At 70.6% G+C, this 24501-nt stretch carries 23 protein-coding genes; 13 read left to right on the forward strand and 10 right to left on the reverse strand.

The window, feature by feature from the left end:
- Together Q1K33_RS09890 and Q1K33_RS09895 are read right to left on the reverse strand one after the other, a co-directional pair.
- Entirely contained in the window at positions 1-1695 is a 1695-nt protein-coding gene (locus tag Q1K33_RS09890) for an acetolactate synthase (RefSeq protein WP_300403389.1), read from the reverse strand.
- A gap of 34 nt (positions 1696-1729) precedes the next feature.
- Positions 1730-2569: a DUF2785 domain-containing protein gene (locus Q1K33_RS09895; RefSeq protein WP_300403390.1), complete on the reverse strand. Its 840-nt coding sequence runs from the start codon at positions 2567-2569 to the stop codon at positions 1730-1732.
- Between the two features lie 107 nt (positions 2570-2676).
- Here Q1K33_RS09895 and Q1K33_RS09900 point away from each other — a divergent pair, with 107 nt between their 5' ends.
- Positions 2677-4158, forward strand: coding sequence for a PAS domain-containing sensor histidine kinase (locus tag Q1K33_RS09900; protein ID WP_300403392.1), 1482 nt, complete (start codon positions 2677-2679; stop codon positions 4156-4158).
- A 27-nt stretch (positions 4159-4185) separates the two neighbouring features.
- Here Q1K33_RS09900 and Q1K33_RS09905 read toward each other — a convergent pair whose 3' ends face one another.
- Entirely contained in the window at positions 4186-4440 is a 255-nt protein-coding gene (locus Q1K33_RS09905; RefSeq protein WP_300403394.1) for a WhiB family transcriptional regulator, read from the reverse strand.
- A 210-nt stretch (positions 4441-4650) separates the two neighbouring features.
- On the opposite strand from Q1K33_RS09905, the gene Q1K33_RS09910 reads away from it, so the two are divergent.
- Complete coding sequence (locus tag Q1K33_RS09910) at positions 4651-5043, forward strand: hypothetical protein (RefSeq protein ID WP_300403396.1); 393 nt, start codon at positions 4651-4653, stop codon at positions 5041-5043.
- Positions 5044-5085: 42 nt separating this feature from the next.
- Here Q1K33_RS09910 and Q1K33_RS09915 read toward each other — a convergent pair whose 3' ends face one another.
- The 3 genes from Q1K33_RS09915 to Q1K33_RS09925 form a co-directional block, all read right to left on the reverse strand.
- Positions 5086-5916, reverse strand: a complete 831-nt coding sequence (locus Q1K33_RS09915; RefSeq protein ID WP_300403398.1) for an RNA polymerase sigma factor SigF — start codon at positions 5914-5916, stop codon at positions 5086-5088.
- A gap of 1 nt (position 5917) precedes the next feature.
- Complete coding sequence (locus Q1K33_RS09920; protein WP_300403400.1) at positions 5918-6346, reverse strand: anti-sigma factor; 429 nt, start codon at positions 6344-6346, stop codon at positions 5918-5920.
- Positions 6347-6538: 192 nt separating this feature from the next.
- A complete protein-coding gene (locus tag Q1K33_RS09925) occupies positions 6539-7228 on the reverse strand; it encodes a helix-turn-helix domain-containing protein (protein WP_300403402.1) in 690 nt (229 codons plus the stop codon).
- Between the two features lie 153 nt (positions 7229-7381).
- On the opposite strand from Q1K33_RS09925, the gene Q1K33_RS09930 reads away from it, so the two are divergent.
- Positions 7382-8200 carry a class I SAM-dependent methyltransferase gene (locus Q1K33_RS09930; RefSeq protein WP_300403404.1) on the forward strand — a complete coding sequence of 273 codons (819 nt, stop codon included), beginning with the start codon at positions 7382-7384 and terminating at the stop codon, positions 8198-8200.
- A gap of 80 nt (positions 8201-8280) precedes the next feature.
- On the opposite strand, the gene sodN is transcribed toward Q1K33_RS09930, so the two are convergent.
- Positions 8281-8682, reverse strand: a complete 402-nt coding sequence (sodN, locus tag Q1K33_RS09935; protein WP_300403406.1) for a superoxide dismutase, Ni — start codon at positions 8680-8682, stop codon at positions 8281-8283.
- Between the two features lie 49 nt (positions 8683-8731).
- On the opposite strand from sodN, the gene Q1K33_RS09940 reads away from it, so the two are divergent.
- Positions 8732-9079 (forward strand): S24/S26 family peptidase, encoded by a 348-nt coding sequence (locus tag Q1K33_RS09940; RefSeq protein WP_300403408.1) that lies wholly within the window; start codon positions 8732-8734, stop codon positions 9077-9079.
- 113 nt (positions 9080-9192) lie between these two features.
- Positions 9193-10308, forward strand: a complete 1116-nt coding sequence (locus tag Q1K33_RS09945) for an NADP-dependent malic enzyme (RefSeq protein ID WP_300403431.1) — start codon at positions 9193-9195, stop codon at positions 10306-10308.
- A gap of 17 nt (positions 10309-10325) precedes the next feature.
- Here the strand turns inward: Q1K33_RS09945 and zwf are convergent, their stop codons facing one another.
- The gene (zwf, locus tag Q1K33_RS09950) at positions 10326-11768 is read right to left on the reverse strand and encodes a glucose-6-phosphate dehydrogenase (RefSeq protein WP_300403410.1); all 1443 of its coding nucleotides are present in this window, start codon (positions 11766-11768) and stop codon (positions 10326-10328) included.
- Positions 11769-11848: 80 nt separating this feature from the next.
- On the opposite strand from zwf, the gene Q1K33_RS09955 reads away from it, so the two are divergent.
- The 5 genes from Q1K33_RS09955 to Q1K33_RS09975 all read left to right on the forward strand — a co-directional run bounded on the left by Q1K33_RS09955 (position 11849) and on the right by Q1K33_RS09975 (position 20121).
- Positions 11849-12817, forward strand: a complete 969-nt coding sequence (locus tag Q1K33_RS09955; RefSeq protein WP_300403412.1) for a zinc-binding dehydrogenase — start codon at positions 11849-11851, stop codon at positions 12815-12817.
- Positions 12817-13494, forward strand: coding sequence for an SDR family oxidoreductase (locus tag Q1K33_RS09960; RefSeq protein ID WP_300403413.1), 678 nt, complete (start codon positions 12817-12819; stop codon positions 13492-13494). Before Q1K33_RS09955 ends, Q1K33_RS09960 begins: the two co-directional genes overlap by 1 nt.
- 182 nt (positions 13495-13676) lie before the next feature.
- The gene (locus Q1K33_RS09965; protein ID WP_300403415.1) at positions 13677-14390 is read left to right on the forward strand and encodes a hypothetical protein; all 714 of its coding nucleotides are present in this window, start codon (positions 13677-13679) and stop codon (positions 14388-14390) included.
- Complete coding sequence (locus tag Q1K33_RS09970) at positions 14387-15250, forward strand: cobalt transporter (protein WP_300403417.1); 864 nt, start codon at positions 14387-14389, stop codon at positions 15248-15250. The genes Q1K33_RS09965 and Q1K33_RS09970 overlap by 4 nt, the downstream gene beginning before the upstream one ends.
- A 59-nt stretch (positions 15251-15309) precedes the next feature.
- Complete coding sequence (locus tag Q1K33_RS09975; RefSeq protein WP_300403419.1) at positions 15310-20121, forward strand: Ig-like domain repeat protein; 4812 nt, start codon at positions 15310-15312, stop codon at positions 20119-20121.
- Between the two features lie 141 nt (positions 20122-20262).
- Here Q1K33_RS09975 and Q1K33_RS09980 read toward each other — a convergent pair whose 3' ends face one another.
- Positions 20263-20904, reverse strand: coding sequence for a TetR family transcriptional regulator (locus Q1K33_RS09980; RefSeq protein WP_300403421.1), 642 nt, complete (start codon positions 20902-20904; stop codon positions 20263-20265).
- Between the two features lie 172 nt (positions 20905-21076).
- On the opposite strand from Q1K33_RS09980, the gene Q1K33_RS09985 reads away from it, so the two are divergent.
- Genes Q1K33_RS09985 through Q1K33_RS09995 form a run of 3 tightly spaced genes read left to right on the forward strand, consistent with a single transcriptional unit; the run spans position 21077 to position 23563 of the window.
- Positions 21077-22201, forward strand: a complete 1125-nt coding sequence (locus Q1K33_RS09985) for an iron-sulfur cluster-binding domain-containing protein (protein WP_300403423.1) — start codon at positions 21077-21079, stop codon at positions 22199-22201.
- A 31-nt stretch (positions 22202-22232) separates the two neighbouring features.
- The gene (locus Q1K33_RS09990; RefSeq protein WP_300403425.1) at positions 22233-23339 is read left to right on the forward strand and encodes a fatty acid desaturase; all 1107 of its coding nucleotides are present in this window, start codon (positions 22233-22235) and stop codon (positions 23337-23339) included.
- A 5-nt stretch (positions 23340-23344) separates the two neighbouring features.
- On the forward strand, positions 23345-23563 hold the full coding sequence (locus tag Q1K33_RS09995; protein ID WP_300403427.1) for a hypothetical protein: 219 nt from the start codon (positions 23345-23347) through the stop codon (positions 23561-23563).
- Between the two features lie 15 nt (positions 23564-23578).
- On the opposite strand, the gene Q1K33_RS10000 is transcribed toward Q1K33_RS09995, so the two are convergent.
- A complete protein-coding gene (locus Q1K33_RS10000) occupies positions 23579-24226 on the reverse strand; it encodes an acetoacetate decarboxylase family protein (protein WP_300403429.1) in 648 nt (215 codons plus the stop codon).
- Positions 24227-24501 lie beyond the last annotated feature (275 nt).

The raw sequence follows: 24501 nt of genomic DNA on the forward strand, positions 1-24501 counted from the left end.
TCAGATGCCGAACGTCGCGCGCGGGTACGCCGCCTCGACGTCGGTGATCACGTTGACGAGGTACGGCGTGCCTGCCGCGAAGGCGCGGTCCAGGGCCGGTCCGATCTGTCGCGGGTCGGTGACCGTCTCGCCACCACCCCCGAGCGCCTTCACCACGTCGTCGTAGCGCGTCTGGGGCGCGAGGTCGGCGGCGACGTCGTAGCCGTAGAGCATCTGCATCGGGCCCTTCTCCAGGCCCCAGGCGGAGTTGTTGCCCATCACCATCACGACGGGAAGGTTGTGCCGCACGAGGGTGTCGACGTCCATCAGCGAGAAGCCGGCCGCGCCGTCGCCCAGGAGCAGCACGACCTGGGCCGACGGTCGCGCGATCCGGGCGGCGATCGCCGCGCCGAGCCCCGCGCCCAGGCAGCCGTAGGGGCCGGGGTCGAGCCACCCACCAGGGCGCTGTGGCTCGACGAACTTGCCGGCGAAGCTCACGAAGTCGCCTCCGTCGCCGATCACGACGGCATCGTCGGCCAGACGAGGGACGAGCTCGCCGTAGATGCGGGCCGGGTGGATCGGGTCGGCCTCGGCGGTGAGCAGTGCGCGGTCGCGCCCCGTGGTCTGCGCGACGGTGGCCTGGAGGTCGGTGACCCAGTCGGTCCAGTCGGGCTTGGGGCCACGCTCGAGCGCCCCTTGCAGTGCGTCGAAGACCGAGGCCAGGTCGCCGGAGACCGAGGCGGCCAGAGTCGCGTGAGCCGAGAGCTGGCCGGGGGAGTCGGCGACGTGGACGACCCGGGCTGGCGTCGAGCCCTCCTCCTTGCCGCCGAACACGCCGTACCCCAGGCGGAAGTCGAGGGGAGTGCCGACGACGACCACCAGGTCGGCGCCGTTGAGAGCCCGACCGCGGGCCTTGGTGACCAGCAACCGGTGCCCGCCCGGGACGATGCCACGGCCCATGCCGTTGGTGATGGCGGGGACGCCCAGGTCCTCGACGAAGCGCAGGGCGGCCACCTCGGCGCCGTCGGCCCACACGTCGGTGCCGAGGATGAGGACCGGTCGTGAGGCTGCGGCCAGCAACGAGGCGATGGTCGCGATCGCTTCGGTGTCGGGCTCAGCGCCGCGGTCGGTGCCGCCGGTCGGCTCGGGCCCCAGCGCCGAGGAGAAGAACTCGTCCATCGGCACGTCGACGAAGACCGGGCCGCGATGGGAGGACCCGGCCGCACGGAAGGCCTCGCCCATGCCGCCCAGGACATCGCCGGCGGTCGGGAGGGTCCGCGAGAGCTTGGCCACCGATGCCACGATCGGGGGCTGGTCGAGCTCCTGGAGGCTGCCGCTTCCCCAGCGGTTCTGCGGGGCCCGCCCGCCCACCACGACCATCGGTGACCCGGCGAACTGGGCCTGGGCGATGGCACTCACCCCGTTGGTCACGCCCGGGCCGGCCGTGAGCACGGCGAGTCCGGGCACGCGCGTCAGCTTGCCGGTCGCCTCGGCCGCGAAGGCAGCCGTCTGCTCGTGGCGGACGTCGAGGAGGCGCATCGGCGGATCCGCCGTGACCGCACCGTCGTACATCGGGAAGACGTGGGCGCCGGAGAGCGTGAACATCGTTTCGACGCCGTGGGCTCGGGCAACGGCGACGGCCAGCTCTCCGGCGTGGCCGCTGATCTCTCCGGGACCCGCGACGGGAGCCTCGGGAAGGTCTGTGATGTCGGTCATGTCCCGACCCTAGCCCGCTGCGGTGGTGGGCGGATCAGCCGTCGCGCAGCACGACGTTGGTGGCGCGCAGAGCACCCACGAGGACGAGCATCAGGTCGGCCCGGATCGCCGGCGGGCGGGCACCCAGGGCGAGGCCGAGGTAGAGGGACCGCAGGAACCCCTGGGCGTTGCCGGTCGTCAGGTAGGGATCGGCGGACGAGGCCCGGGGAGCGGTCGCCGCGGCGGTGATCCGGTTGATCCACGGCTCCAGGACGGTCATCGGCACGGAGTCGCGACGCAGCACCGCGATGGTCGCTGCCGCCAACCGGTCGTCCTCGCCGTGCTGGAAGGGGCGCTCGACCGGCAGCACGAGACGGTCGACGATGACGTCCAGCAGCACGGTCAGCTCGGCCGCCGCGAGGTGGGGCGAGCGGGCCAGCACCCCGAGGGCATCGGCCCCGTGGGCGATCGAGTGGGCCCACCCCTTGCCGGGCACGAAACCGCGCAGGTCCCGCTCGCGCAGCAGCCAGGTGGCCAGGGCGTCGCCCCACTGCAGCACCTTTCCCCCGAGCACGAGGGGTCGGGAGTTGTCGCGGGCGATGCACTCGGCCAGCACCAACGCCGAGAAGCTGCGTCGGAACACGTCGTCGCCCTCCGGCTCGCCCAGACCCACCCGGAGCCCGGCGACCATGCCGTCGCCCAGGCCGGGGAGCAGGTCGTCGTAGACGCCCCTCTCGATCCACGTCGCGAGCGTCGGGTAGGCGAGTCGGTCGCGCAGGTCGGCGTCGGGGGAGCCGAGGAGCTCGGTGAGCTCCGTGGTCAGGTCACCCAGGGGGGTGTGGTCGGGGACCTGGAAGTCGTCGTCGAGCACAGCTTTCCAGTTCACCCGAGTCACGCGGGTCATCCTGCCAAAGGCGCCTGAGGAAGAGATGAGTGCACCCCCGTGCCCGGTCCCCGACCCGTGACGGACTGCACGCGGGGCGGACCACTAGGCTGCCTCTCGTGCCTTCCTTCTCCGAGCTGGTACGCACCTACACGGATCTCGATGCCGCCGACGTCGCCTGGCTCCAGCTGCTCCAGGCCGACTGGCAGATCATCGCCGACCTCTCCTTCGCCGACCTCGTGCTGTGGCTCGCGGACCGCAACGGGCACGGGTTCTGGGCAGCCGGACAGATGCGGCCCACGACCGGACCCACGGCCTACGTGGACGACGTCGTCGGCATGTTCGTCGAGCACGGCACGCGGCCGCTGCTCGACGCCGCCCTCGCCGACGGCCGGATCGCCCGCGACGGGGACCCCGAGTGGCGCGACGAGGTGCCGGTCCGGATCGAGGCGATCCCGGTGGTGCGCGCGGGGCGGGTGATCGGGGTCATCGGGCGTCACACGAACCTGCTCGGGGTGCGTACGCCGAGCCGCCTGGAGCTCTCCTACCTCCAGACTGCCTCCGACCTGACACGGATGATCGCCACCGGTGACTTCCCGGCGACGGGGCAGCGCAGCGACCACGCCGACTCCCCGCGCGTCGGCGACGGGTTCGTCCGTGTCGACACCAGCGGCCGCGTGGTCTACGCCAGTCCCAACGCTCAGTCGGTGTACCGGCGACTCGGGCTCTCCGGCGACCTGGCCGGCCTCGTGATGCCCGACCTCGTGCGCGAGCTGGTCACCCCCCGGCGACGGCCCGACGAGGAGACGCTCAGCGCCGTCCTCGGTGGGCGCGCGCACCGCGACGTCGAGATCGGTACCGAGGACGTCGCCCTGATCGTCCGCTCGATCCCGCTGCGCACCGAGGGCGCACACATCGGTGGCCTGATCCTGGTGCGTGATGTCAGCGACCTGCGTCGTCGCGACCGCGAGCTGGTCACCAAGGACGCCACGATCCGTGAGATCCACCACCGGGTGAAGAACAACCTCCAGACCGTGGCGGCACTGCTGCGCCTCCAGGCGCGCCGCGTGGACAACGAGCAGGCCAAGTCCGCCCTCGAGGAGGCCGTACGGCGGGTCGGGTCCATCGCGATCGTGCACGAGACGCTGAGCCAGGCCGTCGAGGAGAGCGTCGACTTCGACGAGATCGCCGATCGCCTCGGCGGGATGGTGACCGAGGTGAGCGCCTTGACCGGGCGGGTGCGCACCCGCCGTACGGGCTCGTTCGGGGTGCTTCCCTCCGAGGTGGCCAACACCCTGGCCATGGTTCTGACCGAGCTGCTGCAGAACGCGGTCGAGCACGGCTACGTCGGGGTCTGCAGCGAGAGCGTGGAGAGCCTGGGGGAGATCGAGGTCGCCGTCGACATCCGAGTGGGCCGGATGCACGTGACGGTGGAGGACGACGGACGCGGTCTTCCCGACGGTTTCTCACTCGAGGGATCGACCAACCTGGGGCTGTCCATCGTGCGCACCCTCGTGGAGTCGGAGCTGGGTGGTCAGCTCGACATGGTCCCGCGTCCGCAGGGTGGGACGCGGGTCAGCATCGACATCCCGGCCCCGTGACGGTCCTGGGAGAACGAGGCGCGGCCGTCAGGCCAGCGAACGCACCCGCGAGCGGGAGTTGCGACGCTTGAGCGCGCGGCGCTCGTCCTCGCCGAGCCCGCCCCAGACACCGTGGTCCTGCCCAGCCTCGAGCGCCCACGCGAGACACTGCTCGCGCACGTCACAACGACGGCACACCTGCTTGGCCTCCTCGATCTGGAGGATGGCCGGGCCGGTGTTGCCGATCGGGAAGAACAGCTCCGGGTCCTCGTCGAGGCAGGCGGAGCGGTGGCGCCAATCCATGGCTGGTGGATCCTTGTCTCTCGTATGTGCAGGCAGGGATGCTCAGGCCTGCGGGCGCGCGTGTAGGCCTGTGTGTGAAGGATTTCACTAGCGCCTGATCACTCTCGCAACAATGCCGGTCAGGATCAAGGGCAAACCGGGTCTTGTGGGTCACAAACCAGATGGGAATAGGCCGAGTCGAGCCCGATCGGGCCCGACTACAGTGGTGTCATGGCTGATTCCCGCCCTGTGAACCCGCCTCCGTTGACCGTAGCGGTCTCCTTGGTCGCGGTCCAGGGCCTCGTGCTCATCGGTCTGGGCGTCGCCGAGGCCCTCAGCATCGTGGGGGACCGGTTGTCCGTGGGGATCTCCACCGCGATCTTCTTCCTCGTCTACGGCGTCGCGCTGGTCGGGTGCGCCGTTGCCCTGACCCGGCGCTGGGGCTGGGCCCGGGGCCCGGTCCTGATGAGCCAGCTCATCCAGCTCGGGATCGCGTGGAACGTGCGCGACGCGCCGCTGCTGGCAGGTGTGCTGGCAGTGGCCGCCCTGGTCGCGCTGGCCGGGATGCTGAGCCCGGCCAGCATCGAGGTCCTGATGCCGGCGGCGGAGGACGACGCCGGCTGACAGCTGGGTGGCCCGTGGGCCGACCCCCTCGGGACGGAGGGGTCAGGTCGGCTCCTCGAGCGAGTGGCGCAGCTGCTCCAGGGTCCGGTTGAGCAGCCGCGAGACGTGCATCTGAGACACGCCGATCTCCTCGGCGATCTGCGACTGCGTCATGTTCTTGAAGAACCGGAGCAGCAGGATCTTCTTCTCCCGGGGCTCCAGCTGCTCGAGCAGCGGCTTGATGGACTCCCGGATCTCGACGTGCTCGAGACCTGCGTCGTCCATCCCGATGGCGTCGAGCATGCTCGAGGAGCCGTCGTCGGAGTTGTCGGTGGCGTCCAGGGACAGGGTGGAGTAGGCGTTGCTCGACTCCAGGCCCTCGACGATCTCCTCGACCGTGCAGCCGATCGCCTCGGCGAGCTCGCGCGGGGTGGGGGAGCGACCCAGGCTCTGGTTGAGCTCGGCGGTCGCCGCCCCGATCTGCATCCGCAGCTCCTGGAGTCGGCGGGGGACCCGGATCGCCCAGCCCTTGTCCCGGAAGTAGCGCTTGATCTCGCCGATGATCGTGGGGGTGGCGTACGTCGAGAACTCCACGCCGCGATCGGTGTCGAATCGGTCGACGGACTTGATCAGACCGATCGTGCCGACCTGGACCAGGTCCTCGAAGGGCTCCCCGCGGTTGCGGAAGCGGCGGGCACAGTGCTCCACCAGTGGTAGGTGGAGCTGCACCAGGGAGTCCCGGCACCCGGCGCGCACTGCCTCCGAGGAGTCGTCGTGACGCATCTCGGTGAACAGCTCGGCGCTGCGTCGCCGGGTCTCGGCGACCCGCAGGGAGCGTGCCGTCTGCTCCGGGTCCGGGGGAACGGGCTCGGGGGGGTGGTCGAGAGGATCCATGTCAGGCGACGCCACCCGGGGCGGGAGGCGCCGAGGACGTCATCGTCATCGACACGGTCAGGCGGCCGTCGGTTGCCTCCACGTCCGCCTCGGTCGCGAGCGTGGTGAGGACCTGCCAGGCAAAGCTGTCCAGGTCGGGCGCCGGAGTGCCGTCGGTCGCGACGCTCACCGACACCACCAGCTCACCGGGAGCCAGGTGGAAGGTGCTGGAGAGGTCGCTGCCGGGCGCCGCATGCTCGAGGACCATCGCGTTGGCCTCGCCCACGGCGATCCGCAGGTCCTCGATGTCGTCGATGGTGAAGTCGAGGCGTGCGGCCAGGCCGGCGGTCGTCGTACGCAGCACCGACGCGTAGGCGCTGTCGGCCGGCAGCCGCAGCTCGACGTCGGGGCGTCCCGTGGCGACGCTGGACGGGGAGGCCGGCTCAGACATGGAGGTCCTTCTTTCAGCAGACGCGAACGACGGCACCCTATCCGGCACAGGCGTCGGGTAAACGGGACCTGCGGCATTGGGTCGATCAGGGGTGCTGGGCGAGGACGAAGCGCTGCTCTCCCGGGCGGTCGGGGTGCCGTTCGAGCCGTGATCCTGGTCCGAGCAGGGCGAGCCTGTCGACACGTACGCCGGCTAGGACACGAGCTCGGGGCCCGGACGCGGCACCAACGCTGCCGACGACTGCCCGATCCATCGAGGTACGACGCGCCGGATGCTGCTCGAGGCGTCGATGTCCACGAGCTCGCCGCTCGCCGCCGAAGCCCACGAACGGTCTCCGCGCCAGATCTCCGACAGGGTCCGCAGGGACAAGGTGAGTCGGGCCGCCACGTCGAAGCCGGGGTCGTAGTCGCAGACGTCCACCTCGCCGTCGCGGACACAGATCCACCAGCGCGCCGCCCGGCTCTCGACGTCGGGAAAGGTCAGGGCCACGACCGTGAGACCCGGCGGCCACGGGTCGGTGGGAATCGTCCGCTTCATGTCCCAGAGGAGCAGGTGCGGGTCGAGGTCCTCCGAGCCGAGACTGCCGACCCAGCGCACTCCCCACACCTGGAGAGCCTGGATGACCGGAGCGAGCTCCTCTCCGGCCTGCGTGAGGGTGTAGCGGGCGCGCCCCTCCTGGACGTCGCGGCGCACCACGCCTGCATGCTCGAGGGTGCCGAGGCGCTTGGACAACAGAGCCGGGGACATCCGCGGGTTGCCGCGGCGAAGGTCGTTGAAGCGGGTGCTGCCCAGAAGCAGCTCCCGGACGATGAGGAGCGTCCAGCGCTCGTCGAGGACCTCCATGGCCTTCGCCATCGGACAGAACTGGCCGTAGCTGGTCATCGCGCCCTCTCACGTCGATGCCTCAGTAAACACGTGCCTCGGCTGCGCGACCAGTACAAAAAGTGAACCACCGCTACAGATTCAGCACTTCTCACCACGACGTCGGTGATCCCAGACTGAGTGGACGACGAACCCACACGAGAGGACCGGGCCATGACGGAGTCTGTGGAGGTAGCGGACGTGAAGGTGCGACACCGCAGCATGTGGGCGTCGGGGGACTACCCGACCGTGGCCAGACAGCTGATCCCACACCTGGGTCAGCGCCTGGTGGAGGCGGTGCGCGTCGAGGCGGGCATGCGGGTGCTGGACGTCGGCGCAGGATCGGGCAACGCCGCGATCGCTGCCGCCGAGCGTGGCGCTGACGTCGTCGCCGTCGACCTCACCCCGGAGCTCTTTGCAGCCGGGCGCGCCGAGGCCGCGGCCCGCGGGGTCGAGCTCACCTGGGAGGAGGGCGACGCTGAAGCCTTGCCGTACGACGACGGGTCCTTCGACGCGGTCGTGTCGTGCGTCGGAGTGATGTTCGCGCCCTACCATCAGGCGGCGGCCGACGAGCTCGTGCGGGTGATCAGGCCGGGTGGCGCCATCGGTCTGCTCAGCTGGACCCCGGGGGGCTTCATCGGCCAGATGTTCGCCGCCATGAAGCCCTACGCACCGCCACCCCCTCCGGGCGCCTCGCCGCCGCCCCTGTGGGGAGCGGAGGAGCACCTGGGCGAGCTCTTCGGCGACCACGTGAGCGGACTGACCTCGTCCAAGGAGTCGGTGTCCATCTCAGGCTTCACGTCCGGAGCTGCGTTCCGCGACTTCTTCAAGTCGAGCTACGGTCCCACGATCGCCGCCTATGCGGCGCTCGCCGAGCAGCCCGAACGCTCCGCCGCACTGGACGTCGTCCTGGCCGAGCTGGCCGACGACCACATCGAGGACGGGGTCATGGGCTGGGAGTACCTCCTGACCACGGCAACCCGCGCGCGCTGACAGCCGGGGCGCTGCACACCACGCACGACGCCGCCCTCGATCCGGATGGATCGAGGGCGGCGTCGTGTCGCGTGGGAGCCTCAGGCCTTCTTGGTCTCCCAGAAGATCTCGGCGATCTCGTCGATCTTCGCGAGCAGCTGGTCGGCCACGTCGGCGTCGAGCGCGCCCTTGGCCCCGGAGGCGCCGGCGAGCTTGGTGGCCTCGTTGACCAGGACGTGCAGCTGCGGGTACTTCTCGAAGTGCGGGGGCTTGAAGTAGTCGGTCCACAGCACCCACAGGTGGTGCTTGACCAGCTCGGCCCGCTGCTCCTTGATGATGATGGCGCGGGTGCGGAAGTCGGGGTCGTCGTTGTCAGCGACCTTGGCGATGATCCCCTTGATCGACTCCGCCTCGATGCGGGCCTGGGCCGGGTCGTACACGCCACAGGGAAGGTCGCAGTGGGCCTGGACCTCGAGCGTGGGGGCGAACAGTCGCGCGAACATGCGTGTCCTCTCGTCGTGGGAACTAGCGTTGGTTGCGACACTACTCCGCATGACCGGCGGCTCACCCACCCCTCCAGGGGGACGCCCTCAGGCACGGCTCGGAATCGCCGTCGTCCGGGGGGAGTCGATGCTGCCGTCGCTGCGACCCGGCGACCGTCTCCTGGTCCGCTACGCGCGCGAGCCGAGGCCGGGTTCCGTGGTGGTGGCCCGCTTCGTCGACGGCACGGTCGTGGTCAAGCGTGCGGTGGAGCGTCGTACGGCGGGCTGGTGGCTGCTCAGTGACAACGCGGCACAGGGCACCGACTCCCGGCACCGTGGGGCGGTTCCCGATGCCGACGTGTGGGGGACGGCCGTGGCGCGGGTGTGGCCTTGGCCACGCTTGCTGGGAGACATGTGAGACAACCCCTCGCGGGGTGACCCGCTGTGCAAGGATCGCCGATCGTGGCGACCCCTGATACCTCTCACCCGCACGCCGGAGACCCCGTCTTCGACCTTCACGTCGGCGGCAAGATGGAGACGGTCTCGACCGTCGACGTCTCCAGCCCTGCCGAGCTGTCGTTGGCCTACACCCCGGGCGTCGCCCTGGTGTGCGAGGCGATCGCGGCCGACCCGTCGATGACCCAGCACTACACGTGGGTCCCCAACGTGGTCGCGGTCGTCAGCGACGGCACGGCCGTGCTGGGACTGGGCGACATCGGCCCCGCGGGCGCGATGCCGGTGATGGAGGGCAAGGCGGTGCTCTTCAAGCAGTTCGGCGGCGTCGACGCCGTACCGATCTGCCTGGACACCACCGACACCGAGGAGATCATCGAGACGGTCGTCCGCCTCGCCCCGAGCTTCGGCGGGATCAACCTCGAGGACATCTCGGCGCCGCGCTGCTTCGAGATCGAGGACCGGCTCAAGGACCTGCTCGACATCCCCGTGTTCCACGACGACCAGCACGGTACGGCCGTCGTCGCGCTGGCCGCGCTGACCAACGCCCTGCGCCTCACCGGTCGCGACCCGGGCACGACCCGCGTCGTGATCTCCGGGGCCGGAGCCGCCGGCGTGGCCGTCGCCAAGATCCTGCTCGAGGCCGGCGTGACCGACATCGCGGTCACCGACCGCAAGGGCGTCATCCACTCGGGCCGCACGGACCTGACACCCGTGAAGAAGGCCCTGGCCGAGATCACCGCCGACGTGACCGGCCGCACCGGATCGCTGGGCGACGTCCTCGACGGCGCTCACGCCTACCTCGGCGTCTCCGGCGGCACCATCCCGGAGGAGGACGTCGCCCGGATGGCGCCGGAGGCGATCATCTTCGCGATGGCCAACCCGACCCCCGAGGTCCACCCGGACATCGCCCGCAAGTACGCGCGCGTCGTCGCCACGGGTCGTTCGGACTTCCCCAACCAGATCAACAACGTGCTCGCCTTCCCGGGGATCTTCCGGGGTGCCTTCGACGTCGGCGCCACCGCGATCACCGAGGGCATGAAGCTCGCCGCCGCGACCGCGCTGGCCGAGCTCGTCGGCGACGACCTCACCGAGGAGCTGGTGATCCCGTCGCCGTTCGACCCGCGCGTGGGACCGGCCGTCGCTGCCGCCGTGTCCGCAGCCGCGCGTGCCGACGGGGTCGCCACGCGCTGAGCCGCGCTGGGCCTCGCTCAGCCGCCCTGGGTGTTGGGGTCGCGCCACGTGCGCTCGAACGGCAGCCGCCACGCGTGGGGCGCGATCAGCTGGTGGATCGCGTTGGGTCCCCATGACCCGGGCGCGTAGCCGCGGACCGGCGGTGGCGTCGAGATCAGGGCCTCCGACTTCTCCCACAGCGCCTCGATCCCCGCGGCCGAGGTGAACAGCGTGTGGTCGCCGCGCATCGCGTCGTGGATGAGGCGCTCGTAGGCCTCGAGGACCGAGCCCGAGGCGTGCGTGTCGACGGTGGCGAACTGCATCGACAGCTTCTCCAGCTTCATCCCGGGCCCGGGACGCTTGCCGTAGAAGGACAGCGACATCTTCGACTGGTCGGCCAGGTCGAAGGTGAGGTGGTCGGGACCCTGGGTGCCGGCGTTGGACCCGGAGGGGAACATCGTCAGCGGGGGCTCCTTGAACGCGATCGAGATGATCCGCGCGCCCTCGGCGAGCTTCTTGCCGGTGCGCAGGAAGAACGGGACCCCGGCCCAGCGCCAGTTGTCGATCTCGGCCTTGAGCGCCACGAACGTCTCGGTGTCGGAGTCGTCGGCGACGCTCTCCTTGCCTCGGTAGCCGCCGTACTGGCCTCGCACGACGTTGGTGGGCTCGATCGGTCGCATCGATTGGAAGACCTTGAGCTTCTCGTCGCCGATCGGGCCGGGCGCCAGCGACGTCGGCGGCTCCATCGCCATGAAGGCCAGCACCTGCATCAGGTGGGTGACCACCATGTCGCGGAAGGCGCCGGTGCTCTCGTAGAACGCCGTACGTCCCTCCAGACCCAGGGTCTCGGGTACGTCGATCTGGACGTGGTCGATGAAGTTGCGGTTCCAGATGGGCTCGAAGAGCCCGTTGGCGAAGCGGAAGGCGAGGATGTTCTGGGCGGCCTCCTTGCCCAGGAAGTGGTCGATCCGGAAGACTTGGTCCTCGGCGAAGACCTGGTGGACCTCGTGGTTGAGCGACTTGGCGGTGGCGAGGTCGGTCCCGAACGGCTTCTCCATGATGATCCGCGAGCGCTCCACGAGACCGGCCTCGCCGAGCTCGTGGATCACGTCGAGGGCCGCCCGCGGCGGCACGGAGAGGTAGTGCAGCCGTCTGACGTCCTCGACCGGCCCGAGCTCCGCCTCGCACTCCTTGACCAGGGTGGCCAGGGCGTGCGGACCTGCGGCGGTGGGCACGTAGCGCAACCGCTTCGAGAACGGCGCCCACCGCTCGTCGGTCACGTCGCCCTTGCCGAACTCCTCGCAGGCGGCTCGGGCCACCGCGTCGAACTCCTCGGGGGAGAGCTCCTCCAGAGACGTCCCGATCACGCGTACGTCGGGTATCAGCCGGGCTTCGAAGAGACGCAGCAGGCCCGGGATCAGCTTGCGCCGGGCGAGGTCGCCGGTGGCGCCGAAGAGGACGACGACGTTGGGGTGATCCATGTCCGCCAACGTATCCCTGCCAGGTAACGGCGGGGTGACGTCGCCCTGCTTCCTTCCAGGCCATGGCCTAGCCTCGCCCTATGTTCGCCGTCTACGCAGAGTCCTTCGACCCCGACAACCCGCTCGCCGGCCTGGTGCTGGGTGAGCGTCCCGATCCGGTGGCCCCCGACGGGTGGACCACCGTCGAGGTGAAGGCCGCCTCGCTCAACCACCACGACGTGTGGTCGCTGCGCGGCGTCGGCCTCAAGCAGGAGCAGCTCCCGATGATCCTGGGATGCGACGCCGCCGGGCTCGACGAGGACGGCAACGAGGTCGTCGTCCACGCCGTCATCAGCGACCCCTCGTGGAGCGGGGACGAGACGTTCGACCCGAAGCGGTCCCTGCTCTCCGAGCGGCACCAGGGCGCGATCGCCGACAAGGTGATCGTGCCGAGGCGCAACGTGATCGCGAAGCCCGCCTCGATGTCGTTCGAGGAGGCCGCCTGCCTGCCGACCGCGTGGCTGACGGCCTACCGGATGCTCTTCACCCGCGGTGAGCTGAAGGCGGGTGACACCGTGCTGGTCCAGGGCGCCGGGGGCGGCGTCGCCACGGCCCTGATCATCCTCGCCCGGGCCGCCGGGCTCCGGGTCCTTGCGACCAGTCGCGACGAGGCGAAGCGCGCCAAGGCGCTGGAGATCGGAGCCCACGAGGTCTTCGAGTCCGGTGCTCGGCTGCCGTTGAAGGTCGACGCCGTCATGGAGACCGTCGGCAGGGCGACCTGGTCGCACTCCATCCGCGCGCTGCGCCCGGGCGGCAAGATCGTCATCTCCGGCACCACCTCCGGCCCGAAGCTGGACGACGCGGAGCTCACCCGGATCTTCTTCCTGCAGCTGAGCGTGGTCGGCTCGACCATGGGCACGCGCGACGAGCTCGCCTCGCTCGTCACGATGCTGGACGCAACCGGCGCGCGCCCGCTCATCGACCGGACGATCCCGATGGCCGACGCACGCGACGGCTTCGAGGCGATGGCCGGGGGCGACGTCTTCGGCAAGATCGTCTTCACCCGCTGATGCGGCACCTGATCACCGGGGCCGGGTCGGGCATCGGGGCCGTCCTGACGGAGGTCCTGCTCGCCCGCGGCGACGACCTGGTCCTGCTGGCGAGGTCGACCGAGCGCGCGGCCGAGCTCGAGGCGTCGTACGTCGGCGCGCGCACGGTGGTGGCGGACCTCGCGGACCCGGCCTCGGTCGAGGACCTCGACCTGCCCGAGCGCCTGGACTCGGTGGTCCACGCCGCCGGGGTGGTCGACCTCGGTCCGGTCGCCGAGCTGAGCGTGGCGTCGTGGCAGCAGCAGCTGACCGTCAACCTGGTGGCTCCCGCAGCCCTGACGCGCGTCGCGCTGCCGGCCCTGCGCGCAGCGCGCGGCACCGTCGTCCTGGTGAACTCCGGCGCCGGGCTCAACGCCCACCCGCAGTGGTCGGCCTACGCCGCCTCCAAGCACGCACTGAAGGCGCTCGCCGACTCCCTGCGGGGGGAGGAGTCCGAGCACGGGGTGCGGGTCAGCACCGTCTATCCGGGTCGGACGGCCACGGCGATGCAGGAGAAGGTGCACGAGCAGGAGGGCAAGACCTACGACGCGGCCGACTGGATCGACCCCGCGACCGTGGCGGCTGCGATCGTGCACGTGCTCGACCTGCCGCGCGACGCGACGGTCCCCGACCTCACGGTGAAGCCGGGTCCTGGCTAGTCGCCTGAGGGCCGGCCGACAGATCCGACCCGTGTCCGACTCCGGAAGATAGTTCTTTACCTCCTGGTCGGGTCGCCGTCGCCGTGGGTGTCATCGGTGTTGGCGAGGGCTCGGCAGCGTGACGTCCCGGCGGGGCCGTCCGGTGCCTGCGACCTCTCGGATACTCACGGAGCTCTCTTCTCGTGCCCTCGTTCGTCCCCGCACGCGTACGGCGCGTCCTCGGCATCCTCGGCATCGCCGCGCTGTGCCTGGTGGCCCTCGGTCTCGCCGCGCCACCGGCCTCGGCGCACCCCTTCGGCGACCCGCAGACTGTCGAGCTGACAGCGGACTCCGACGAGGTACGCCTTCGCTGGCACGTCGGCATGTCCGACGACGTCACCGCGCTCGCCCTCCATCTCGGGCTCCTCCCGCAGGACCGGGTCCTGCTGGACGGTGCCGTGCTGTACGAGGACGGCGACGACGACCTGCTCGCCGCTTCACCGTTGCTGCCCGCCTACCTGCTCGATCGCCTGATGGTCACCGCGGGCGGGTCACGATGCCCCGGGGAGGTCGTGAGCGCCGGCGACCTGATGGACGACGGGGTGCTGCTGTCCTTCCGTTGCCCCGGTGGTGTGCCGGGCCCGACGTCGGTGAACCTCGAGGTGCGCACGCTCACCGACCTGCACCCCGCCTACCGCACCCTCGCCTCGGGGCCGTCCGGCCAGCGAGCGGTCTACGACGGTGACCACCCGGAGCACACCTGGACGCTCGGCGGAGCCCCGGTCGAGGTCTCGTCCGCGTCGAGCAGCGCCGTCGTCCAGCTGGGCTCGGCGCTCGTCGTCCTGGTCGGCACCGGCGCGGCGGGAGCCTTCTACGTCCGGCGGCGCGGTCGCCGTACGGAGGTGTCGGTCGGATGATGTCGTCGCTCCTCCCGCTGGTCTCCCTGACGTCCTGGGGGGAGCGACTGCCCGACCTCGTCACGGCTCCCGGGTTCGTGCCGTTGGCCTTCGTGATCGCCTTCGCTGCCGGTGCGGCGCACGCAGTCGCTCCCGGTCACGGCAAGAGCCTGGCGGCGGCCTACCTCGTCGGCAGCGAAGGACGCGTGCGCGACGCCGCCTGGATGGCGGGTTCGGTGGCGGCGATGCACACCATCTCGGTGCTGGTCGTCGCCGTGGCCTGGACCTTCCTCTCCCTCTCCGACGTGCTCCGCCTCGACGACCTCACCGCCGGCCTGCGGCTGGTCGCCGGACTCCTGGTCATCGCGACCGGTCTGTGGCTGCTGCGCCGCCGCCTGCGCGCGGCGGCAGGCGAGGGCCACGGCCACGGCCACGGCCACGGTCACGGGCACGGGCACGGGCACGGGGACGGGGACGGGGACGGGGACGGGCACGGAGTCCGGACGCTGGCGGCACCGGGCGCCGTCAGCACCGCGGTCGCGGTACCGATCTCGTCGCGCCGCCCCGGCATCGTGCTGCTGGGCATCTCCGGAGGGCTAGCGCCGTCGCCGGCGGCGTTCCTCGTCCTCGTGAGCGGTCTGTACGTCGGGCGCGCGGGCTTCGCCCTGGCCCTGGTCGTCGCCTTCGGGGCGGGGCTCGCCCTCGTCCTCTTCACCGTGGGCCTGCTCGCGCTCGCCGGCTCCTCGTGGCTCTCCCGGGCCGCCGAGTCCCGTCGTGCCCTGCACCTGGCCTCCCGCATGGCCCCGGCCCTGGCCGCCGTCAGCCTCATCGCGCTGGGCGGGGTGATCACCGCGCTGGCTGCCAGAACCCTGCTCGCCTGAGCCTCGGAACCTCTCCGGACACATCTCTCATGACACCACCCACCCAAGGAGAAGATCGCATGACGCACCACCCCCTGCGCCTGCGCCGTCGCCGCCGTTCGGCGACGACGGTGCTGGCCGGTCTGGTGACCATCGCCGTGGTCGCCGGGACCGGGACGGCGCACGCCGCCGCCCCCGTCACGGCCGGCGCACCCCCGGCACCGGTCACCCCCACCGCGGCCGAGGTGTCCTCGGCCCCCACCCTGACCCCCGAGGACGGGGCGTACGTCGAGGGCACGATCGCGGTGTCCTCCGACGCCACCGCCGCCGGTGACCCCGTCACCGCGCTGACCGTCGACGGGAGCCGGATCGAGGCCGCCGCGACCCTCGGGTCCTCGCAGCTGTCCTTCGACGTGGGCAGCAACTCGATCGAGACCCGCTTCGGCAACTACCTGCTCGTCAACGGCGAGCACCGCATCGACCTGACGGACGCCGTCGACGAGCGCGTCACCCTGCCCGTGCCCAACGAGGTCCTCGTCACCGGCGACAACTCCGTCGAGATCTTCACCGGAGCCATCGACAGCTCGTGCGGCCTCAACAACGACGACTTCGCGGTCTCCGAGGTGCGCCTCGACCTGCTGGGGGAGAGCGCCGACGGCGAGGAGAACGAGTTCACCTACGCCATGGGCGACGGCAGCTGCGGGTCGAACGAGTCCCTGCTGACCTACGCGAAGCTGAACTTCTTCGTCCAGGGCGTGCCGGGGGAGACGACCGGCCTCGCGGCGGACCTCGACACCACGTCGCTGGGCAACGGCCGCCACGACATCGTGGCCCGGACCGCCTCCGGAGCGAAGACCTCCCACCGGGTCCGCGTCAACAACGCCCCCGCCGGAGCGCCGCGCATCTCGCCCACCGACGGCACCCTGGTCGCGGGCGAGCAGACGATCCTGGCGGCCACCGACGTCGACGGCGGTGGGTCGATCGACAACCTGCTCATCGACGGTGCGGTCCCACCTGCCGTGCGCACCCTCGCAGCGGGCAGCGCCGCGCTGCGCTTCACCGTCGGGAGCAACTCGATCGACACGCGCTACTACAACCACCTCCTGGTGAACGGTCACCGCGTCGACATCGGCGGCGACTGGGTGAGCGAGACGGTCGAGATCGCCTTCCCGCGGCACTTCCTGCTGCCCGGCGACAACGTGATCAGCATCGTGACCGGCGACATCAACGGGACCAGCGACGGCGAGCGGTGCGCGAACCTCGACGACTTCGACCTCAGCGACCTCTCGCTGGTGGTCGAGGGCGGCACGGTGACACCCGGCGACAACCCGGCGACGTACGCGATGGGCGACGGCACGTGCGGCAGCAGCAGCACGAAGCTGGCGCAGGCCGACCTCGCCTTCTCCGTCACCGATGCCCCCATGACGCGCACCCTGTCGACGCTGGGTGCTGGGGATGCGCACCTGAGCTTCTTCGTCGACGGCAACGGGACCGAGGCGCGCTACGTCAACTACGTGCTCGTCAACGGCATGCGCGTGGACCTCGGCGACTACGTCGGCGTCACGGCCGACCTGACGATCCCCAACGAGTGGCTCCTGCCCGGCACGAACCTCGTCGAGGTGGTGGCCGGCGCGATCACGACGAGCTGTGGTGAGAACTTCGACGACTTCCCGCTGAGCGAGATCAGCCTGGCGCCGGCCGTCGGCACGGCCGCGCTGACCTACCGTTCCACCCGGACCGACGGCTCGCAGTACCCGGTGACCATCGGCGACGGCAGCTGCGGCAGCAGCTTCACCGGCACGTACGCCGTGGGCCTGACCTTCGAGGTCGACGGGGCGCCGCAGGGCCTGCGCTCCGACATCGACACGGCCGGCATCCCGGACGGTGAGCACACGTTGAGCGCCACCTCGACCGGTGGCGACACCGCCACCCGCACCCTCGTCACCGACAACTCCGCACCGGTCGTGGTGTCGAGCACGCCGGCGATCGGCCAGCGGATCACGTCCGCGATGGCCTTCGACCTCGAGCTCGAGGACCTGGCCGGTGTGGCCGGCACCCCCGAGATCACCCTCGACGGAGAGTCGCTCGCCCTCGGCGACCCCGTGGGCCCCGGCCTGACTGCCGGGCAGCACACCGTGCAGGTGCGGGCCACCGACGCACTGGACAACAGCGCCACGCGTGAGTTCACCTTCACCAGTGCCGGCATCCCGGATGCTCCCACCGAGCTCACCCCCGCCTCGGGCACCACCGGCGTCGGCCGCAGCGTCGACCTGGAGGCGCAGGTGGCGGTGCCGGGCGGCGGTGACGTCACCGCGACCTTCACGGCGGCTGAGGTGATCGTCCCCCCGACCGGCTTCCAGGGCGTCGCGAGCGCTGTCCCCACGACTCTCGAGGTCGCCGGGGAGGAGGAGGTCGACACCTCGTCGCTGACCCCCCTCGGAGACGGTGAGCTGGCCTCGCCGGCCGGACGCGACGTGACCTTCCTGCGCTACGACCTCGACGTCAGCGGCGGCACGGGCAACCCGGTGCTGCGCTGGACCGGCACGGTGGACCCCGAGCGGGTCGCGGCACTGCGCGCCTGGGACCCGGCCGCGCAGTCGTGGGACGTGCTGGCCAGCACCCGTGGCGTCGCCGATGGCAGCAGCGTGCTGACCGCGACCGCACGCGGCCGCTACGTCGACCGTGGGACCGTCCACGTCCTGGTGACCGGGGAGGACCCGTTCGCCGACGACATCGATGCCGGCGACCCGAACGGATTCGCCGACCCGTCGGCGTACGACTTCTCGATCGCCCACTTCACCGACACCCAGTACCTCTCCGAGGGCGCGGTCGAGCAGGAGACCGAGGCGGAGCGGGCCATCTGGACCGCGGCCTACGGCGCCACGACCAAGTGGATCGCCGAGCAGGCCGAGGCGCGCAAGATCGCCTACGTGGCCCACACGGGCGACATCATCGAGAACAACATCAACGCGCCCACCACGCCCGAGATGCAGGCGCAGGTCACCGGTGAGTTCGAGGTGTCGAGCGAGCTGCAGAGCACCCTCGACGACGCCGGTGTGCCGAACCAGGTGATCGCCGGCAACCACGACAACCAGCGTGGTCTCGAGACCGGCCCGGAGGCGATCTACAACTCCTACTACGGTCCCGACCGCTACGAGGCGGCCGACGACGGCTGGGGCGATGCGTCGTACGGCGGCCCGTGGAAGGAGGGCGACAACCAGAACAACTACGTCCTCTTCTCGGCCGGCGGCCTGGAGTTCGTCACCGTCGGTCTGTCGTACGGCGTGACGCGCGAGGAGGCCGACTGGGCGGCGTCGGTCTTCGCACGGTTCCCCGACCGCAACGGCATCCTGCTCTCGCACGACTACCTGAAGCCGTCGACCAACCCCGACGGGCGAGGCTCCGCCTTCTCGACCCCTGACGGGTCGCTGCTCTACCGCCTGGTCGTGGAGTCCAACCCCAACGTGTTCCTGGTGCTCGCCGGCCACGAGCACGGCGTCGGGACCAACATCAAGTCCGGTGTCGGCCCGACCGTCACGCACGACGTGGTCGAGATGCTGGCCGACTACCAGTTCTACACGGTCTCGGCCGACCGGCTCGGACTGACGGAGATCGGCGGCTACGAGCCCACCGACCGGCTGCGGTTCGGCGCCAGCTTCCTGCGGATGCTGCAGTTCGACGTCGACCGTGGCGAGATGATCGTCGACACCTACTCACCGTTCCTCGACGAGTTCGGGGCGACCGAGTACGACGAGGACGAGCGCTACGACGGCACCGAGGACAACATGGTGCTGCCGGTCGACCTGACGAGTCGCACGACGACCTTCACGACCGACGACATCGCAGCCTTCGTGCCCGGAGACGAGGTCGGTACCGCGACCGTCGCGTCGGGAGAGGTGGCCACGACGACCTGGGACGGGCTGAGCCCGCGCACGACGTACGCCTGGATCGCCACCGCCACCAGCCCGGGCGGGGGTCGCGCCACGGCCGAGCCCGGCGTGTTCCGCACGGCTCGCGCCCCCGAGTCGGTGGTCGCCGCCGACGACGTCGAGGTGCCGTTCGGTGAGGACGCGACGGTGACCGTCACCATCACCCCGGCAGGCAGCAGCGACACCGGTGGCGAGGTCGTCGGGGAGGTCGAGGTGCGCGAGGGCGAGGAGCTCCTGGCCTCGGCCACGGTCGTCGACGGCGTCGCCGAGGTCACCGTGCCTGCCGGACTGGCTCCTGGGCGTCACGACCTGGTCGCGTCGTACGCCGGCAGCGGCTGGGTCGGGGGCGGCGAGACCGACCTCGTGCTCACCGTCGGCAAGGCGGGCTCCGGGGTCACGGTGACGGCGCCCGACGTCACCAGCGGTGAGCAGCCCGTGGTCACGGTCACCGTCGTCGGCGACGACGAGGACGTCACCGTCACCGGTGACGTGCGGGTCAGCGAGGGTGACGAGGTGCTGGGCACCGCGACGCTCGAGGCCGGGACGGCACAGGTGCTCCTGCCGCGGAGCCTGGCAGTCGGCCCCCACGAGCTCACGGTGGACTACCTCGGCAACGACGACGTCGAGGTCGCCACGGCGACGGCGACGCTGACCGTGCTGGCCGAGCCTCGGGTGGACTCCTCGACCAAGGTGCGGGCCACGCCGCGCCGGGTCGAGCGGGGCGCTCCCGTCGAGCTGAGGGTCACGGTGCGCTCAGCGCGTGGGGGCCCCGACGGTGAGCTGAAGGTGAAGCTGGGCGGGCGCCGCGTCGCCCTGGGCACCCTCGTCGACGGCCGGGCCAGCATCACGGTGCCTGCCAAGGTGCGTCCTGGCAAGCGGACCTTCAAGGTGCGCTTCCTCGGCTCCGACACCGCTCGGCCGAGTGCCGACAAGGTGAAGGTGAAGGTCGTCAAGCGCCGCTGACCTGAGCGATCAGGGGTGCGCCGCCCGGCTCAGGGAGCCGGGCGGCGCACGCGTCTGTCCAGGCGGTAGTGCAGCCGCACGACGCGAGCACCCTGCCGACGCCTCGCCACCAGGCGCGGGTGATCCGGTCCAGCCCCGCGCTCAGGGCTCGGACTTCCAGCTGAGGGCGCCGATGAGCACCATGCGCAGCTGGGTGCGGGCCACGTCGCTGACTCGCTTCTCGGCCTCGGGGCGCCCGCCGGCATCGACGATCGCCTCGGCCGTGGCGACCATCGCGGTCACGATGAGCCCGGAGAGGACGTGCAGGTCCTCGGCGCTCCAGTGGTCGGTGCCGGGCAGACGGGCGATGTCGGTGGCCAGCTCGCGCTCGCAGAGCTGGATCTCGTGGTGGATCCGGGCCTTGACCGCCGGGGGACCGGCGGCACGCTCGCGGGCGATGAAGCGGAAGTGCCCGCGGTGGCGGTGCACGTGCTCCTCCAGGGTGACGACCGAGCGGTCGACGATCTCGGTGAACGTCGGGACGGTGCCGTCGGAGCGGCGGATGGCGCGCAGCATCGCTCGCAGCGAGACGAACGACTCGTCGACCAGCGCGAGCCCGAGGTCCTCGATGGAGTCGAAGTGCCGGTAGAACGCGGTCGGCACGATGCCGACCTCCTTGGCGACCTGGCGCAGCGAGAGGGCGACCAGGCTGGAGTCCTCGCACAGCACGAGGGCGGAGTCGAGGATCGAGCGCCGGGTGCGCTCCTTCTTCTCCCCACGGGTCTCTCCGGTCGATGCGGTCACGGCGAGCAGTCTAGGACTCCTCCTCGTCGGACCTGTGAGAAGACATGTGTGCACACTCACGCAGCGACGGGCCCCTGGGTGGTCGGCGTCACGCGCCGCGCCCTTGACCGGGGGACCCGATCCTCGCGATAGTTTCGGTGTACGCATGTTCACTCAAAGCTTGGAGGTCGGGATGAGCACCACCCTCGCCAGCACCGTGGGCGGCCGGATGCTGCGCAGCCGCGTCGTCGCGGCCCTCGCCAGCCCGCACGGCGTCGACCGCTACCTCGAGCTCGTCAACCCGATGTGGGCCGCCGAGGAGGTGCGCGCCCGCGTCGTCGACGTACGACGCGAGAACGCCGACTCCGACGGAGCCCCGGTCGCGACGCTCACGCTCCAGCCCACCAGCACCTGGCGTGGGCACCGCGCCGGGCAGTACGTCCAGGTCGGCGTCGACCTGCCCGACTCCGGCAAGCGGATGACCCGCTGCTTCTCGATCTCCTCGGCGTCCTCGTTGCCGGGCGAGCAGATCGCCCTCACCATCCGCGCCCACGACGAGGGCCAGGTCTCGAAGTACCTCGTGAGCCAGGCGCAGCCCGGCCAGATGGTGCACCTGAGCCAGGCCGAGGGCGAGTTCACGCTTCACGAGAGCGCGGCGACCCCGACCAACAACCATCTGCTCTTCATCACGGGTGGCTCGGGCATCACCCCGGCGATGTCGATCCTGCGCACCCTGCTCAGGGACGGGTACGACGGCAGGGCCGGTCGCAAGGTCACCTTCCTGCACTACGCACGGTCGGCCGAGGACCAGATCTTCGCCGCCGAGCTCGCCGAGATCGCCGAGGCCGACAACGACGTGACGGTGCACCTGCGCCACGGCGACCACGTGTTCTCCGACTTCGAGCTGCGACGGCTGGTGCCCGACTACCGCGACACCGACACCTGGGCCTGCGGCCCGGCCGGGCTGATGGAGCTGATCCACTCGGCGTACACGGCCGACGAGGTGCTCTCTGCGCGCCTGCGCACCGAGTTCTTCAAGCCGCCGAGGGTCGCGACCGGAGCAGCGGAGGGGGACGTGTCGTTCGACCGGTCCGGAACCGGCGCCGCCAACACCGGGGCCACCCTGCTGGAGCAGGCCGAGGCGCTCGGGCTGACGCCGGAGTTCGGCTGCCGGATGGGCATCTGCTTCTCCTGCACCTCCCGCAAGACCGAGGGCACGGTGCGCAACGTGCTCACCGGTGCCGAGTCCTCCCTGCCGGACGAGGACATCCAGATCTGTGTCACCACCCCCGTCGGCGACTGCGCCGTCGACCTCTGACCCCCTGCCCTGCTGAGAAAGGACGAAGCACATGAGCATCCCCTACCAGGACGAGACCTTCGAGGCCCGTGAGGTCGTCGAGGAGGTCACGAAGCTGTCCGCCGAGCAGCTCGACGCCTTCGGTGCCGAGATGGATGCGATCCGCCAACGGGTGATCGCCGACCTCGGCCAGGCCGACCGGGACTACATCCACAACGTCGTCAAGGCCCAGCGCGCCTTCGAGGTCGCCGGCCGAGCCCTGTTCTACCTGCCCCCGGCCTGGCCGCTGGCGGTCGCCTCCCTGAGTGTGTCGAAGATCCTCGACAACATGGAGATCGGGCACAACGTCATGCACGGCCAGTACGACTGGATGAACGAGCCGGGCCTGAGCTCGCGTCAGTTCGACTGGGACAACGTGTGCCCCGGCGAGCAGTGGAAGTACAGCCACAACTACATCCACCACACGTTCACCAACATCCTCGGCAAGGACCGTGACATCGGCTACGGGATCCTGCGGATGGACGAGGACCAGAAGTGGCACCCCTACTACCTCGGCAACCCGGTCTACGCCTTCCTGCTGATGGTCTTCTTCGAGTGGGGCGTGGCGATGCACGACCTCGAGGTCGAGAACATCGTGTCGGGCAAGCGCAGCCTGGATGACAACAAGGCGCTCTACCCGGGCCTGATGAAGAAGATCCGGCGTCAGGCACTCAAGGACTACGTGCTGTTCCCGGCCCTGACCGGGCCGCTCTTCCCGCTGACCCTGGCGGGCAACGCGACGGCCAACCTGATCCGCAACGTGTGGGCCTTCAACATCATCTTCTGCGGCCACTTCCCGGCCGGGGTGGCGACCTTCTCCGAGGAGGAGTGCGAGGACGAGTCCCGCGGGCACTGGTACTACCGCCAGATCCTCGGCTCGGCCAACATCACCGGTGGCAAGCTCTTCCACCTGATGTCGGGCAACCTGTCGCACCAGATTGAGCACCACCTCTTCCCCGACCTGCCGGCGCGGCGCTACCCGGAGATCGCCGGCGAGGTGCGCGAGATCTGCGAGCGCTACGGCATCGCCTACAACACCGGTCCGCTGCACAAGCAGCTCGGCAGCGTCGCCAAGAAGATCTGCAAGATGGCCCTGCCGCCCAAGAAGCAGGCAGACTAGGCCGCATGAGCGACCCCGAGGAGCACCTCACCAAGGCCGAGATCGGCAAGGACGCGATCCAGTCGACCGCCGAGGCCGCAGCCGTCGCGGTCGGTGAGGTCGCCACGATCATCACCGGCGCCGTGCGGGACGTCGCCACGGCGATCGGCGGTTTTGCGACCGAGGTCTTCGAGATCCGGGAGTCGGCCCGCAAGGCCCAGGCCGAGCACACCGACGACGACTGAGCTCGGCGCGCTCGCTCAGCCGAACGACAGCCGGAAGTCGCTCAGGCGCAGCGTGGTCAGCTGAGTCGCTCCCCGCAGGTAGCCCAGGGGCCCGTCGGGGGCGAAGTCCCACCGGGCCCGTCCGGGCAGCGCCTTCGCGGAGCCCTTCATGCCGGCCGCCTTCTCGCCGCCGCCCTCGGGCAGCTCGGGCTGGTAGGTGGCCTGCTTGAACGGGAGCCGCGGGGCGAGGCGTGAGACGTCGGTGAACGAGGCGCTCGCGATGGGTGCCTGCCCCAGCGACGCGCTCCACTCGGTGGAGGACAACGGTCCGCGACGCGACGACTCGAGCTCGAAGTCGCAGAGTCCCTTCGGGATCGCCCACAACTCGCGCCCGCCGGCGACGGAGGCGGGGGAGTCGACCCAGATGTCGGTGATCGTGACCGCACGTCCGTGACCCTCGTCCTTGCCCATCAGCCGCGCCACCAGCAGCTCGCCGTACGTCAGCGGGCTGCCCTCGGTGTAGTCGACGAAGGCCGCGCCGTAGATCCCCGCCGGACGCACGGCGTCGACGCCCTGCTTGAGGCGGAAGACACTGAGCCACATCGACCCGACCATCGGCCACGGAGCGGGGGGATAGGCAACCTGCTCGTAGGGGAGCTCGGGTGGTGTGGAGGGGCCGGTCATGGCAGCACCCTAGCCAGTGGGCGTCGCTCGACTTCGGATTGTCTGTCAGCGCGGCCGGCAGACGGTGATGACCGAGATATGCCAGGACACGACAGCCGAACGATGCTCGGCATCACCACCGGTGCGACGAATCAGCTGACCTCGTCAACGAACTGGCCCAGTCGCTCATGACGACGATCATCGCATCCGACACCCCGCCCCAGCACGACGGCGCACTACTTGCTATGCGTCTGACTTAGATCGGCATTTGGCTGGAGAATCAGCCCACAACTTGG

Source organism: Nocardioides sp. (genome assembly GCF_029937575.1).
Lineage (GTDB): Bacteria > Actinomycetota > Actinomycetes > Propionibacteriales > Nocardioidaceae > Nocardioides.

Coding starts and splice junctions, on each gene's coding strand:
- Q1K33_RS09905 (WP_300403394.1), bottom strand. CDS start 4,440: ATGGATTGGCGCCACCGCTCCGCCTGCCTCGACGAGGACCCGGAGCTG.
- zwf (WP_300403410.1), bottom strand. CDS start 11,768: ATGGATCACCCCAACGTCGTCGTCCTCTTCGGCGCCACCGGCGACCTC.
- Q1K33_RS09915 (WP_300403398.1), bottom strand. CDS start 5,916: ATGGATCCTCTCGACCACCCCCCCGAGCCCGTTCCCCCGGACCCGGAG.
- Q1K33_RS09975 (WP_300403419.1), top strand. CDS start 15,310: ATGACGCACCACCCCCTGCGCCTGCGCCGTCGCCGCCGTTCGGCGACG.
- Q1K33_RS09890 (WP_300403389.1), bottom strand. CDS start 1,695: ATGACCGACATCACAGACCTTCCCGAGGCTCCCGTCGCGGGTCCCGGA.
- Q1K33_RS09960 (WP_300403413.1), top strand. CDS start 12,817: ATGCGGCACCTGATCACCGGGGCCGGGTCGGGCATCGGGGCCGTCCTG.
- Q1K33_RS09970 (WP_300403417.1), top strand. CDS start 14,387: ATGATGTCGTCGCTCCTCCCGCTGGTCTCCCTGACGTCCTGGGGGGAG.
- Q1K33_RS10000 (WP_300403429.1), bottom strand. CDS start 24,226: ATGACCGGCCCCTCCACACCACCCGAGCTCCCCTACGAGCAGGTTGCC.
- Q1K33_RS09930 (WP_300403404.1), top strand. CDS start 7,382: ATGACGGAGTCTGTGGAGGTAGCGGACGTGAAGGTGCGACACCGCAGC.
- Q1K33_RS09925 (WP_300403402.1), bottom strand. CDS start 7,228: ATGACCAGCTACGGCCAGTTCTGTCCGATGGCGAAGGCCATGGAGGTC.
- Q1K33_RS09945 (WP_300403431.1), top strand. CDS start 9,193: ATGGAGACGGTCTCGACCGTCGACGTCTCCAGCCCTGCCGAGCTGTCG.
- Q1K33_RS09920 (WP_300403400.1), bottom strand. CDS start 6,346: ATGTCTGAGCCGGCCTCCCCGTCCAGCGTCGCCACGGGACGCCCCGAC.
- Q1K33_RS09985 (WP_300403423.1), top strand. CDS start 21,077: ATGAGCACCACCCTCGCCAGCACCGTGGGCGGCCGGATGCTGCGCAGC.
- Q1K33_RS09995 (WP_300403427.1), top strand. CDS start 23,345: ATGAGCGACCCCGAGGAGCACCTCACCAAGGCCGAGATCGGCAAGGAC.
- Q1K33_RS09910 (WP_300403396.1), top strand. CDS start 4,651: ATGGCTGATTCCCGCCCTGTGAACCCGCCTCCGTTGACCGTAGCGGTC.
- Q1K33_RS09990 (WP_300403425.1), top strand. CDS start 22,233: ATGAGCATCCCCTACCAGGACGAGACCTTCGAGGCCCGTGAGGTCGTC.
- Q1K33_RS09940 (WP_300403408.1), top strand. CDS start 8,732: ATGACCGGCGGCTCACCCACCCCTCCAGGGGGACGCCCTCAGGCACGG.
- sodN (WP_300403406.1), bottom strand. CDS start 8,682: ATGTTCGCGCGACTGTTCGCCCCCACGCTCGAGGTCCAGGCCCACTGC.
- Q1K33_RS09955 (WP_300403412.1), top strand. CDS start 11,849: ATGTTCGCCGTCTACGCAGAGTCCTTCGACCCCGACAACCCGCTCGCC.